16 protein-coding genes and 3 tRNA genes are annotated in these 12,852 nt (G+C 28.4%); 13 read left to right on the forward strand and 6 right to left on the reverse strand.

All coding sequences use genetic code 11. From position 1 onward, the window contains the following. A partial coding sequence (locus ACIQZ1_RS08595; RefSeq protein ID WP_396160560.1) for a hypothetical protein occupies positions 1–834 on the reverse strand: 834 nt, incomplete at its 3' end. A gap of 75 nt (positions 835–909) precedes the next feature. Here ACIQZ1_RS08595 and ACIQZ1_RS08600 point away from each other — a divergent pair. Genes ACIQZ1_RS08600 through ACIQZ1_RS08625 form a run of 6 tightly spaced genes read left to right on the forward strand, consistent with a single transcriptional unit; the run spans position 910 to position 6,072 of the window. Beyond that, complete coding sequence (locus tag ACIQZ1_RS08600; protein ID WP_396160561.1) at positions 910–1,629, forward strand: lipopolysaccharide kinase InaA family protein; 720 nt, start codon at positions 910–912, stop codon at positions 1,627–1,629. Then, entirely contained in the window at positions 1,626–2,786 is a 1,161-nt protein-coding gene (locus ACIQZ1_RS08605; RefSeq protein WP_396160562.1) for a glycosyltransferase family 87 protein, read from the forward strand. Before ACIQZ1_RS08600 ends, ACIQZ1_RS08605 begins: the two co-directional genes overlap by 4 nt. Beyond that, on the forward strand, positions 2,779–3,714 hold the full coding sequence (locus tag ACIQZ1_RS08610) for a glycosyltransferase family 2 protein (protein ID WP_396160563.1): 936 nt from the start codon (positions 2,779–2,781) through the stop codon (positions 3,712–3,714). The genes ACIQZ1_RS08605 and ACIQZ1_RS08610 overlap by 8 nt, the downstream gene beginning before the upstream one ends. Next, positions 3,711–4,493: a polysaccharide deacetylase family protein gene (locus tag ACIQZ1_RS08615; RefSeq protein ID WP_396160564.1), complete on the forward strand. Its 783-nt coding sequence runs from the start codon at positions 3,711–3,713 to the stop codon at positions 4,491–4,493. The genes ACIQZ1_RS08610 and ACIQZ1_RS08615 overlap by 4 nt, the downstream gene beginning before the upstream one ends. Positions 4,494–4,499: 6 nt before the next feature. Next, positions 4,500–5,330, forward strand: a complete 831-nt coding sequence (locus ACIQZ1_RS08620; RefSeq protein ID WP_396160565.1) for a glycosyltransferase family 2 protein — start codon at positions 4,500–4,502, stop codon at positions 5,328–5,330. Further along, on the forward strand, positions 5,320–6,072 hold the full coding sequence (locus tag ACIQZ1_RS08625) for a glycosyltransferase family 2 protein (RefSeq protein WP_396160566.1): 753 nt from the start codon (positions 5,320–5,322) through the stop codon (positions 6,070–6,072). Before ACIQZ1_RS08620 ends, ACIQZ1_RS08625 begins: the two co-directional genes overlap by 11 nt. On the opposite strand, the gene ACIQZ1_RS08630 is transcribed toward ACIQZ1_RS08625, so the two are convergent. From ACIQZ1_RS08630 to ACIQZ1_RS08645, 4 genes are all read right to left on the reverse strand, one after another. Beyond that, positions 6,038–7,159 carry a glycosyltransferase family 4 protein gene (locus ACIQZ1_RS08630; RefSeq protein ID WP_396160567.1) on the reverse strand — a complete coding sequence of 374 codons (1,122 nt, stop codon included), beginning with the start codon at positions 7,157–7,159 and terminating at the stop codon, positions 6,038–6,040. The genes ACIQZ1_RS08625 and ACIQZ1_RS08630 overlap by 35 nt on opposite strands. After that, complete coding sequence (locus ACIQZ1_RS08635; RefSeq protein WP_396160568.1) at positions 7,160–8,200, reverse strand: glycosyltransferase family 9 protein; 1,041 nt, start codon at positions 8,198–8,200, stop codon at positions 7,160–7,162. After that, a complete protein-coding gene (locus tag ACIQZ1_RS08640; protein WP_396160569.1) occupies positions 8,200–9,015 on the reverse strand; it encodes a 2,3,4,5-tetrahydropyridine-2,6-dicarboxylate N-succinyltransferase in 816 nt (271 codons plus the stop codon). Before ACIQZ1_RS08640 ends, ACIQZ1_RS08635 begins: the two co-directional genes overlap by 1 nt. 77 nt (positions 9,016–9,092) lie before the next feature. Then, a complete protein-coding gene (locus ACIQZ1_RS08645; protein WP_396160570.1) occupies positions 9,093–10,028 on the reverse strand; it encodes an FKBP-type peptidyl-prolyl cis-trans isomerase in 936 nt (311 codons plus the stop codon). A gap of 87 nt (positions 10,029–10,115) precedes the next feature. Between ACIQZ1_RS08645 and ACIQZ1_RS08650 the strand changes: the two genes are divergently transcribed. The 3 genes from ACIQZ1_RS08650 to ACIQZ1_RS08660 are packed head-to-tail and all read left to right on the forward strand — an operon-like array spanning position 10,116 to position 11,558. Continuing rightward, entirely contained in the window at positions 10,116–10,478 is a 363-nt protein-coding gene (locus ACIQZ1_RS08650) for an RNA-binding S4 domain-containing protein (protein ID WP_396160571.1), read from the forward strand. Positions 10,479–10,481: 3 nt separating this feature from the next. Next, positions 10,482–11,060 (forward strand): SAM-dependent methyltransferase, encoded by a 579-nt coding sequence (locus tag ACIQZ1_RS08655; RefSeq protein WP_396160572.1) that lies wholly within the window; start codon positions 10,482–10,484, stop codon positions 11,058–11,060. A 3-nt stretch (positions 11,061–11,063) separates the two neighbouring features. Beyond that, positions 11,064–11,558: a phosphoribosyltransferase family protein gene (locus ACIQZ1_RS08660; protein WP_396160573.1), complete on the forward strand. Its 495-nt coding sequence runs from the start codon at positions 11,064–11,066 to the stop codon at positions 11,556–11,558. On the opposite strand, the gene ACIQZ1_RS08665 is transcribed toward ACIQZ1_RS08660, so the two are convergent. Further along, positions 11,550–12,065: a shikimate kinase gene (locus ACIQZ1_RS08665; RefSeq protein WP_396160574.1), complete on the reverse strand. Its 516-nt coding sequence runs from the start codon at positions 12,063–12,065 to the stop codon at positions 11,550–11,552. The genes ACIQZ1_RS08660 and ACIQZ1_RS08665 overlap by 9 nt on opposite strands. A 202-nt stretch (positions 12,066–12,267) precedes the next feature. Between ACIQZ1_RS08665 and ACIQZ1_RS08670 the strand changes: the two genes are divergently transcribed. The 4 genes from ACIQZ1_RS08670 to ACIQZ1_RS08685 form a co-directional block, all read left to right on the forward strand. Beyond that, positions 12,268–12,340: transfer RNA gene (locus tag ACIQZ1_RS08670), tRNA-Lys, on the forward strand. 43 nt (positions 12,341–12,383) lie between these two features. Next, positions 12,384–12,456, forward strand: a tRNA-Lys gene (locus ACIQZ1_RS08675). A 43-nt stretch (positions 12,457–12,499) separates the two neighbouring features. Continuing rightward, positions 12,500–12,581 (forward strand) — tRNA-Leu (locus ACIQZ1_RS08680). A 91-nt stretch (positions 12,582–12,672) separates the two neighbouring features. After that, a partial coding sequence (locus ACIQZ1_RS08685) for a MerR family transcriptional regulator (protein WP_396160575.1) occupies positions 12,673–12,852 on the forward strand: 180 nt, incomplete at its 3' end.

The raw sequence follows: 12,852 nt of genomic DNA on the forward strand, positions 1-12,852 counted from the left end.
AGAATTATAAATATCGTAAGTAGTTATAGATTTATTATTAGTAATTAGATTTTTTTGCAAACCCAAAGCTTCAAAAATTCTAAAACTTAAACCCAATTGATTATCTCGAACTAAATCTACAATAATTTCACTTTCAGCATAAATGTTTAATGTTTCAGTTTGAGTAAAACGTTTCTTTTTAAAGATAATATTCTTATTTTTTCCTAAAAATAATTGTTTCAGTTTATAGATAAATGCTTTTTTTCCGATGGCATAAAAAAGAAAAGATTGTTGATGCTTTTTTATTTGTTCGCCAAAATCATTCAAAATTTTTAGCCTATTGTCTATTGAACCTATATATACAAAATTTTGTTTTTGTAGAGCCTCTTTTTCAGGAGTATCAAAATAGATATAATTTGTAGTATCTGAAAATCCATATGTGAAAACATCTTTTTTGTCAAATGAAAATATTTCATCAAATACACCATCTAAAAGATGCTCTACCGGACATCTTGAAACACTATCATACAAATAAGCAATATATTTATCAGTATATTTTTTAATTGCTAAATGATATTCTAAATCAATTAATTCTGGATTGATAACTAAAATTTGATTTTGAAAACCCTTTTCCTGAAGTTGATGTAGTATGTATTCTTGACGCTTTTTCAGTTTAGGGTTTTTACCTAAAAAGACTTTACTTAATGTGTTTAGAATTCGTTCCCAGGTACTTTTGTACTTAAAATCACCAATTTTTATATGAAAACTTTCTATTCCTTTCTTTCGTAAAGCAGAAACAATATGGGCATCATAATTCCAATGATCAAAACTAATTACAGCAATTTTATGCAACATATTTACATTTTTAAAAAACAAAGATATTGTTTTTTTAGAAAGATTTCAATTACATTTGTAAATCAAATACAACCTATGGATAAATCGATAGTAAACATTATCAAAAATTTTGGAACCGAAGGCGATTTATTAGTTGCAGGAAAAAGGAATGTAATTAAAACATTTAATTATAATACTATTGTTTTAAATATTAAATCATTTAAAATTCCAATATTTATTAATGGAATTATTTATAGATATTTTAGGAAATCAAAAGCCCGAAGGTCATATGAGTTTGCTTCGATATTAAAACAAAAAAACATAGGAACTCCTAATCCAATTGGATTTTATGAAAACAAAAACCTTTTCCGTCTTTTAGATAGTTATTATGTTTGCGAACACATTACACCAGATTATGTATTTAAAGATTTATTTGGCGTAGACAATCCCGATACTGATGAAATTTTAAAGCAATTAGCGCATTTTTGCTTTCAATTACACGAATCAGGTATTGAATTTAAAGATCATTCTCCTGGAAATACTTTAATTAAAAAAAATGAATCTGGAACTTTTGATTTTTTTCTTGTAGATTTAAATCGAATGTCATTTCATAAAGAAATGAATTTCAATTTAAGAATGAAAAACCTATGCCGATTAACGCCTTCAGAATATATGATTCAAGTCATAAGCTACGAATATGCAAAACTTTATGGCAAACAAAAAGAAGAGGTTTTTCAATTAATGTGGAAATACACCGATGCTTTTTTTAATAAAACACTAAAAAAAAGTAATTTCAAAAAAAGGATAGGGTTATGATTGCAAAGCTTTTAAATAATAAAAAAATAATACTAGCTATTTGGGTTTTATTAGCTGCAATTTCTGCAATAAAGCAATACTTAATAGGCAATAACAACAATTACCTTATTTTTAAAAATGTTTTTTATAATACTTTAGAACAAAAATCATTATACGCAACGTATCCAAATTTATACTTTGATCACAACCATTACGGGCCTATTTTTAGTTTGTTTATTGCACCTTTTGCCCTTTTGCCAGATAGTGTTGGTATTGTTTTATGGTGTGTATTTAATGCCATAGTATTATTTTATTCTATTAGTCAAATTAATATTGAAAGTTCTAAAATCAACCTAATTTTATGGATTTGTGCTCACGAATTTTTAACCGCAATTTTAGGACAACAATTTAACCCAATTTTGACAAGTATCATTATTTTGTCTTATGTGTTTATTGAAAAAGAGAAAGATTTTTGGGCTGCTTGCCTAATTATTTTAGGGACTTTCATAAAATTATACGGAATAGTTGGATTGGCTTTTTTCTTCTTTTCTAAACAAAAACTAAAATTTATCGCATCATTGGTGTTTTGGTCTATTGTGTTTTTTGTACTTCCAATGGCAATTTCATCTCCAGAATTTATATTAAATAGTTATTCCGAATGGTTTGCTAGATTGGTTGAGAAAAACAATGAAAACGCTTCCTTAACTTCTATGCAAGACATTTCAATAATGGGAATGGTAAGAAAAACATTAAATATGCCTCATCTTTCAAACATGCTATTTTTAATTCCTGGATTATTGCTGTTTGGATTGCCTTATTTAAGATTTAATATGTTTTCGAACAAAAAATTTCAATTATTATTATTAGCATCCGTTTTAATTTTTACTGTTATTTTTAGTTCGGGCTCAGAAAGTCCAACTTATATTATTGCATTTGCTGGTGTAGCAATTTGGTTTGTTATTCAAAAAGAAAAAACAAAATGGATATGGTTTTTGTTTATATTTGCTATGGTTTTAACTAGTTTTTCACCTTCAGACATCATACCGAAGTTTATTAGAGAAACGTATGTAAAACCATATGCTTTAAAAGCGTTACCTTGTGTCTTAATTTGGTTTCAAATTATTTACGAGTTGCTAACATTAAAAAAAGAAAAAATTTCATCTATTGCTCATGAATAAATCTATTGCCATAGTAATCCCTTCATATAACGAAGCCACAAATATTGATGTTTTAATACAAGCGTTAAACGAAACCATTATAAATATAAATTACAATATTAAATTTATTTTTGTTGATGATGGATCAAGCGATGAAACCGTTGCTATTTTGAAAGAAAAATCAAAAGAATATCAACATATTTATTATTTGGAATTATCTAGAAATTTCGGACATCAAAATGCTCTTAAAGCAGGGATAGATTTAGTAAAAAATGACGTTGACGCAATTATTTCTATGGATGGCGACATGCAACACCCTCCGAAAATTATTCCAAAACTAATTGAAAAATGGGAAGAAGGATTTGAAGTAGTCTACACCATTAGAGAAGAAGATAAAAAATTAGGTTTCGTAAAAAATAAAACTTCCAATTTATTTTACGGCATGATGAATAAGCTTTCAGACATAAAATTTGAACCTGGAACAGCAGATTTCAGATTAATAGATAAAAAAGTAGCGCAAGTATTTTCTGATTTCACAGAAAATGAATTATTTATCAGAGGTATAATCAATTGGGTAGGTTTCAAGCAATATGCCATTCATTATGAGCCAAACGAAAGATATTCTGGAAAAAGCAAATACACCTTAGGAAAAATGATGCGTTTTGCGGTTCAAGGCATTACTTCTTTTAGTACAAAACCACTTTCAATGGCTATTATTTTAGGTATCAGTTTATCTGTAATGGCATTTATTTTTTATATTTCATATGTTTTGTATAGTATATATTATGGACATGTAATATCGGGGTGGGCTTCTGTAATTACAACAGTTGTTTTCTTTGGAGGTTTAAATTTGGTTGTATTAGGCATAATCGGCGTGTATATTGGTAAATTATTTATGCAATCTAAAGGAAGACCAAATTATTTAATTAGTAGTACTAATTACAAATGATTTTATTAAGTTTTGACATAGAAGAGTTTGACATGCCTTTTGAGTATGGTAGAGATATTTCAATTGAAAATCAAATAGCCGTTTCAGAAAAAGGAACTGAAATCATATTAAATATTTTACAAAAACATCAAATTAAAGCTACGTTTTTTTCAACAGTTGTTTTTGCTGAAAGAGTACCTCATTTAATTAAAAGAATTTGTAATGAAGGGCATGAATTAGCATCACACACCTACTATCATAGTAATTTTGAAGTAGCTCATTTAAAACAATCCAAAGATGCTTTAGAAGCACTTTCAAATTCTGAAGTTGTTGGGTTTAGAATGCCAAGAATGTATCCTGTAGATGAGCGAGAAATCGAAAGCGCAGGGTATTTATATAATTCCTCTATAAATCCAACATTATTACCAGGAAGATACAATCATTTAGATAAACCCAGAACCTATTTTAAATTACACAATGTTTGGCAAATACCAGCATCTGTAAGTCCTTTAGTTCGATTTCCTTTATTTTGGCTATCATTTCATAATTTACCTTTGCGTATTTATAAATTCTTAGCAAAATGGACATATAAAAAAGATGGGTATTTAAATATCTATTTTCATCCATGGGAATTTACTCCGTTAGATAATAAAACTGCGTATAATTTTCCAAAATATGTTAGTAAAAATACCGGTGATGTCATGACGGAAAGATTAAGTAGTTTTATACAAGCAATGAAAGAAAAAAAATATATATTTGGTACTTTCAAAGAATTTTTAATTCTAAAAAATTTAAAATAATTTTTTTTGAGTGCAATTTCGATAATACTTACTACTTATAATTCTGAAACTTGGTTAGAAAAAGTTTTATGGGGTTATACTATGCAATCTTATACCAATTTTGAATTGATTATTGCCGATGACGGTTCTACAACCGAAACAAAAAATATAATTGAGAAATTTCAAACTAAATTTCAAAACCCAATTATTCATGTATGGCAAAAAGACGAAGGTTTTCAAAAAACAAAAATCTTAAATAAAGCCATAATTAAAGCGTCTTGCGAATACATATTATTTTCAGATGGAGATTGTATTCCGCGTTACGATTTTGTAGCAACCCACATAAAAAATAAGAAAAAAGGATGTTTTTTATCTGGTGGTTATTTTAAATTAAATGACTTTGTTTCTAATTCAATCTCCGAAATTGATATTAAAAATCAAAGTTGTTTTCAATCTAAATGGCTATTAGAAAATGGTTTAAAATGGAATTTTAAATTAATAAAGTTAACAAAGAATAGTTTTTTTGCCTATTTTATGAATTGGATAACAACAACAAAAAAAACATTTAACGGACACAATACTTCTTGTTTTAAAGAAGATTTAATAGCAGTTAACGGATTTAACGAAGACATGAAATATGGCGGATTAGATAGAGAAATTGGAGAACGTCTTTTTCACAACAACATTAGAAGCATACAAATTAGATATAGTGCCATCTGTTTACATTTAAACCATGATAGAAATTATGCCACAAAAGAAAATTGGTTAAACAACAACAACATAAGACAATTTAACAAACAAAATAAAGTGATTGCAATACAAAATGGTTTATCTAAATATTTGAACAATGAAACATAAAATTTCAATATTTATTATAACATATAACGAAGCACATATCATTTCAAAATGTTTAGAAAAATTGCAAACATTTGATGAAATTATTGTTGTAGATTCCGGTAGCACAGATGCTACAGTTTCCATATGCGAATCGTTTGGAGCGAAAGTAATTTCAAATAAATTTGAAAATTTTGGATTACAAAAACAATTTGCATTAGAACAAACAACGCACAATTGGGTTTTATCATTAGATGCGGATGAAGTATTGTCAGATGCCTTAATTTCAGAAATACACAACATAAATCATCAAGAAAATATAAAAGCCTATACTATTCCAAGAACACATGTTTTTTTAAACAAAGTTTTTAAAAACGGCTCTGAAAGTAAACGACCAATTTTAAGATTATTTGATAAAAATTTCGGAAAATTTACTCCAAACAAAGTGCATGAAACGATTGAAATAAATGGTACAATTGGAAAGCTACAACAAGAAATGCTGCATTACACAGTATTTGACATAAATACCGCAATACAAAAACAAATTAAATATGCTTTGTTAAGTGGAGAATTACTTCACGAAAAAAAGAAAAAAAGTAATGCTCTAAAAATAATTATCAAATTCCCATTTGATTTTATAAGATATTATATTTTTCAACGCAATTTCCTTAATGGGTATCAAGGATATACCTGGAGTATGTTTGCCGCATTTAGCAATTATCTTAAATATGCTAAGTTGAAAGAACTTTCTGATAACAATTCATAATATTTCTTGCAATTTCTTCATCATTAAATTGTTGTACAAATTGCCATCCCTCCTCTTTCATTTTTGAAGCAAGTGAAGAATCTTGTATGACAAGTGTAATTTTGTCTGTTAAATCATTCACATCAAATGGTTCAATATATAAAGAATTAGGCCCAGCTGCTTCTGGAAATACACCGTTTTTTGTAGTAATCACTGGTGTTTTTGAATATAATGCTTCTATGATAGGAATACCAAACCCTTCAAAAAGTGATGGATAAACAAAAACTGTCGCTAATTGATAAATAATTGCTAAGTCTGTACTTGTTAACCCTTTCAAGAAATGAACTCTTTTTTCTAATTTATTTTCAATAATATATTGATGAATTTTATCTGCATAATCTGTTTGCTTTCCAATCAAAACTAAATCGATATCTAAATTTTTAATTGCTTTTACTATGGTTAACGCATTTTTTCTTTCTTCAATTGTTCCAACGTTTAAAACAAAATTTTTAGGTAAATTATATTTTTTTGAAACAAGTTGCTTATTTAATTCGGAATAATCTTGTTTAAAAACATCTTGACAACCTTGATAAACTACTGTTATTTTACCCGGATTAATATTTAAATATGTAATGATATCTTCTTTGGTTTGTTCACTAATAGCAATAATTAAATCGGCATTAGTAGCTGCTTTTTTAAACTTATAAAAATGAATTTTTCTATCGAAAAAAGAATACAATTTAGGATATCTAACAAAAATTAAATCGTGAATGGTAACAATAGATTTTATACCTTTTTTAGATAAACCTGAAGGCAATTCACCTGAAAGTCCATGATATAAAATAATTTCATCCTTTACCAAATCTTTAACTACTGAATTTTGTCGCCAATAATTTTTAAATTTTTGATTGAATTTAGAAATAGGATTTCTCTCGAATACATTCGTATTATTTGACACAAAAAGCGTTTTTTTATACTTTTTAGGATTGTACAAAAAATAGTTGTTGTCTGGAAAATAATTACTTAAAATCCGAATTAAATCTCGACTATAATTACCCAATCCCGTTTTATTATGAAAAACGCGTTTTGCTTCAAATCCGATATTCATCTAACTACAATTAAAATTTAAAAATTCATGTAACTTATTGTAAAAGTAATTGGGTTTAAATTTATTGTATTTCTCAAATAAATCACCTTCGTTAGGTAAATCATGTGAATAATCATCATAATGAACAGAAATATTTGTGTTGGCGTTTTCAAACACATTCCAATCTGTTTTTTTTATACCTGGAGAATATATACTAAAAGTAGGTATTTGTAATGCCTTTGCCATATTTGCAGCCCCACCTTCATTGCCAATTAGTGCTTTACAATGGTATAAAATTGATAAAAATTCCCGTAAATCATCTTGAAAAAAATCAATAAAAATATTTTTTTTAGTAGTTTCATTACATAAATTATATATTTCAATTGCCTGATTTTTTTGCCATGGTAAGTAATTAAACAAAATTTGCACTTCTTTTTGAGCCACAATGTAATCTAAAACTTCCGCCATATATTGCAATGGATAATTTTTAATATCCTGGCTACCCAAAGCGCTAATCATTAGTATATTTTTAGAAATATCAATTTTAGCATTTATTAGTTTTTTTTTACCTATACTGATTTCCTCTTCAGATAAAAATATTTTTGGAGCGATTAATTTAAAATCAATTCCTAATGGTTTTAATAGAGCCATTCTGTGCTCAATAGCTTTGGATGCGTTTGATACTGTAGTAACATTTCTGTTAACAACATCAGATAGAAGTAATTTTGAATAACTTTTTTCAAATGAAATTGTACTTTTTGCTCCAGAAAACCAAGCTAGTATCACACTATTTGGTTTTCCATAAGCATCAATAACTATGTCGTAATTTTCTTTTCTTATTTTGAATAAAAAAGTAAGAAAAGCCAACTTTCGTTTTCTTGATTTTTCATCAAGAACAACTATTTTATCAATAAATATATTGTTTTTTACAACGGCATAGCTGTTTTCGTAAATTAAATAATGTAATTCAGCATTTGGAAAACGCTCTTTAAGTGCTTCCAAAATTATAGTACTTGTAAGTACATCTCCAATTCTTTTTTTCTGAATTACTAAAATTTTCATTATACCGCTACGTTATATTCGCGTAAAGCATCATTTAAAGACGTTTTTAAATCTGTAGAAGCTTTTCTTTGTCCGATAATTAAAGCACAAGGCACTTGAAAATCTCCAGCAGGAAATTTCTTCGTATACGTTCCAGGAATTACGACAGATCTTGCAGGTACAACTCCTTTATATTCAATTGGTTCAGAACCTGTAACATCGATAATTTTAGTAGAAGCAGTTAAACAAACATTCGCTCCTAAAACAGCTTCTTTTTCCACTCTAACGCCTTCTACTACGATACAACGAGAACCAATAAATGCACCATCTTCAATAATTACAGGTGCTGCTTGTAAAGGTTCTAAAACGCCACCAATACCTACTCCTCCACTCAAATGCACATGCTTTCCAATTTGAGCACAACTTCCTACTGTTGCCCAAGTGTCAACCATAGTGCCTTCATCAACGTAAGCGCCTATATTTACATAAGAAGGCATTAAAATTACACCTGATGAAATATATGCACCATGACGCGCTACAGCATTTGGCACAACGCGAATACCTCGTTCGGCATAATTTCGCTTTAACGGAATTTTATCGTGATATTCAAAAATACCCGCTTCCAATGTTTCCATTTTCTGTATGGGAAAATACATAACAACTGCTTTTTTTACCCATTCGTTTACTTGCCAACCCGAAGCTATTGGTTCTGCCACACGAAGTGAACCAGTATCTAATAATTCTACCACTTCTCTTATGGCGTTTTGAGTAGTTTCAACTTGTAATAGCTCACGGTTACTCCATGCGCTTTCTATAATTGATTGTAAATTTGTCATAACACTATTTTTAACAAAGATAAAGTTTCAAATTAGTAATACAAATAAAAAATCCTGCATTTAGCAGGATTTAAATATTATTGACAAGAATTACTTAAGTGTTTTCTTTTTGTAATAGCAGGTCGAATACCATTACAGTCTGGAATATCATTAAAATTGTAATATCCATTTATTTTTTGAATAGCAGGAAGAACATCAAAAAGTTCGTTTTTAGTTAGTTTTCCGTCATTATCATCATCAAAATCAGCATAATCGGGTTTTCCATCGCCATCAGTATCTAAAGCTGTGCCTGTTGCTGGTCCGCCATATTCATCTTTAGATAAAATTTTATCACCGTCATGATCTTTGTATCGAACATTCATTAATTTAAAAGTAAAAATAATTGGCGTGTAGGAACCAATAGTTCCTGCATTTTGACTATAATAAGCTAATCCAGAAGGAACAAACATTACACCAGCTCCAAAATTATTAAAAGTAACAGTTCCGTCAGGATTAATATTTTGTCCATTAGAAGATTTGAATTCTGGAAAAACTTCTTGCCAACCTTGAATTACATCTTGTAATTGAAACCAAGTAGGACTTGAAGCTGAATCAAAACTAGTCAAATCTGTTTTATATCCTTTATAAGAAGTGAAAACAGAATCTAATCTTGTAGGATTAGCGCCCGCACCTTCATTAAGTTTTAAGTAATATAATTTATGATTTACGCCTTCTTTTGAAATCGTTTTAAATTTTAATGGTTTTGCAGGATTATTTTGACTTGTAGAAGTATCTAACGCATCAAATATTGGGGTTCCAGGTGTTGTAGGTGTAATTTTAGTGAAAGAAACGTTATAGCTAGCATCAACAGTAATGTAGTGAGACTCCATAAAATCTTCAATTTCAGCAATATCCTCATTATATACTTCCAAATAAGGTCTTGATTGAATGGTTGTGGCTTCATCATCTGCAGGACATCCTACCATAACAAATATAAAAGGTAATAAAAGTAATAATCTTAAAGATAATTTCATTTTGTAAAAATTTAATTTAAAAAAGTGGTCGCAAGATACGATTTTCATTTATTTTTGTACAAATATTAACATTCATTTTTGATTTTTATGCGAATTGATAAATATTTATGGTGCATCAGATACTTTAAAACAAGAGGTTTAGCTGCAGAAGCCATAAAAAAAGGACATGTTTCTGTAAATAATGTAAAAGCAAAAGCATCTAGAGATGTGTTTCCTTTAGACAAAATTACGCTTAGAAGAGACCAAATAAACTACATAATAAAAGTTTTAGATATTCCACCAAGTAGAGTCGCAGCAAAAATTGTAGATTTATATAGAAAAGATGAAACGCCACCTGAATCCTTTGAACATCTAGAAATAATAAAACTTGCGAAAGAACATTACAGAGCTAAAGGAGAAGGTAGACCTACAAAAAAAGACAGAAGAGATATCGACGACTACATTGAATAAATTATGATATTAAATAAAGAATATTGGGAAAACAGATACGAATCCGCAACTACAAATTGGGATATTGGAGAAATTTCAACTCCATTAAAAGCATATATTGACCAATTAAAAGATAAAAATAGTCGTATTTTAATTCCTGGCGCAGGAAATGCATATGAATTGGATTATTTAATTGAAAATGGATTCCAAAATGTCTTCGTAATTGATTACGCAAAACATCCATTAGACGCTATTATAAAAAGGAATAAATCATTAGAAAAACATGTAATTCACGATGATTTTTTTATTCATAATGACAAGTATGATTTAATACTTGAACAAACCTTCTTTTGTGCCTTACAGCCCAATTTAAGACCAAAATATGTTTCAAAAATGCATAATCTATTATCTGAAAAAGGAAAAATTTCTGGATTATTATTTAATTTTCCATTAAACGAAGAAGGACCGCCTTTTGGAGGAAGTGTAGAAGAATATGTAAATTTATTTTCTAATACGTTTTCGATAAAAACGTTAGAACTTGCATATAATTCTATAAAACCTCGTGCAAATAAAGAATTGTTTTTTACATTTGAAAAAAAATAAACCATGCAACACATTATTTTATCTCACAAAGAAATAGAACATAAAACAAAACGTATTGCGTATCAAGTATACGAAACATTTGCTAACGATTCTGAATTAGTTATTGCTGGAATTTCAAATAGTGGATTTGTTTTTGCACAAAAAATTGCCAAACAATTAGAAACAATAAGTGACATTAAAATTACTATTTGTGAAGTAAATATAAACAAACAAAACCCTTCTGATACTATTACTACATCATTATCAGAAGAAGCTTATGCTAATAAAAACTTAGTTTTAGTAGATGATGTATTAAATTCTGGTGCGACCTTAATTTACGCCATTAAACATTTCCTAAACGTTCCCTTGAATAAATTTAAAACTGCCGTTTTAATTGATAGAAATCATAAAAAATACCCTGTAAAAGCCGATTTTAAAGGATTGTCTTTATCTACTTCATTACAGGAACACGTACAAGTAGTTTTCGAAGAACAAAATTCTTATGTGTATTTAAGCTAATTTAGAAAGAATTTCTGAAACAATTTCCTGTTCGTTTTTATTATCAACAGTAATTATTGTTTGGACTTGGTTGTAAAAATAATTACGTTCAAATAAATGTTTTGCTACAAATTCATTTAGCGCTTCATCATTTAAATTAGCTACTATTGGTCGCGTATTTTTTTGTATTTTCAAACGTTCTAATAAAGAAGAAACGGATGCTTTCAAATAAAAACTCCTTATTTCCTGATTCTGATACAAATTAAAATTATCATAATAACAAGGTGTACCTCCACCTAAAGCCAAAATATAACTATCTGTAGTAGCTAAAAATGATTCCAAAATTTCTCTTTCTTTTTTTCTAAAAAAAAGTTCGCCTTTTTGAACAAAAATTTCATTAATTGTTGTTTTAAATTCTTGTTCAATAATAGAATCTAAATCATAAAAAGGCAATTCTAACGACTCTGAAAGTAATTTTCCAATAGTAGTTTTTCCAGAAGCCATATAGCCAACAAGAATTGTTTTCATATTAAATTTGAAATTTTAGGCTATAAAAGTATAATAATTTAATGAATTTTTTATTAAAAATTAAACCAAAAAGACATCAAACTCTTCTTAATTAAGGGGTTATAAATAAAATATAAAAAAATATTAAATTATTATATAAAAGCTATTGTGAAATAAATAAATCATCATATATTTGCACCCGCAATGAAGAAATAGTTTTTTAGACTCTGTAGCTCAGCTGGTAGAGCATTACACTTTTAATGTAGGGGTCCTGGGTTCGAATCCCAGCGGGGTCACAAAAATATTTCAAAATATACAAAATTATTACTTCATTGCTACGACTCTGTAGCTCAGCTGGTAGAGCATTACACTTTTAATGTAGGGGTCCTGGGTTCGAATCCCAGCGGGGTCACAAAAAGAAGTTAAGCAACCGCTTAGCTTCTTTTTTTATTATTGGCCATGTGGAGAAATTGGTAGACTCGCCATCTTGAGGGGGTGGTGCTGCAAGGCGTATGGGTTCGAATCCCATTGTGGTCACTTTAAAATCTTGCCTTTGCAAGATTTTTTTCTTTTTATTGCAATTGTTTCTATTTTTTATGTATTTTTGTTTAAACTTTTTAGATAAAAAATGAACAATATAAAATCTACATTCAGTATTAAAGACTTGGAAAATCTTTCAGGTATTAAAGCACATACTATTCGTATTTGGGAAAAAAGGTACAATTTACTTGAACCTATGCGTACCGATACTAATATTAGATTGTACGATTTAAAAAATCTTCAAAAACTATTAAATGTAGTTTTGTTA

The organism is Flavobacterium sp. (assembly GCF_044341185.1).
GTDB lineage: Bacteria > Bacteroidota > Bacteroidia > Flavobacteriales > Flavobacteriaceae > Flavobacterium.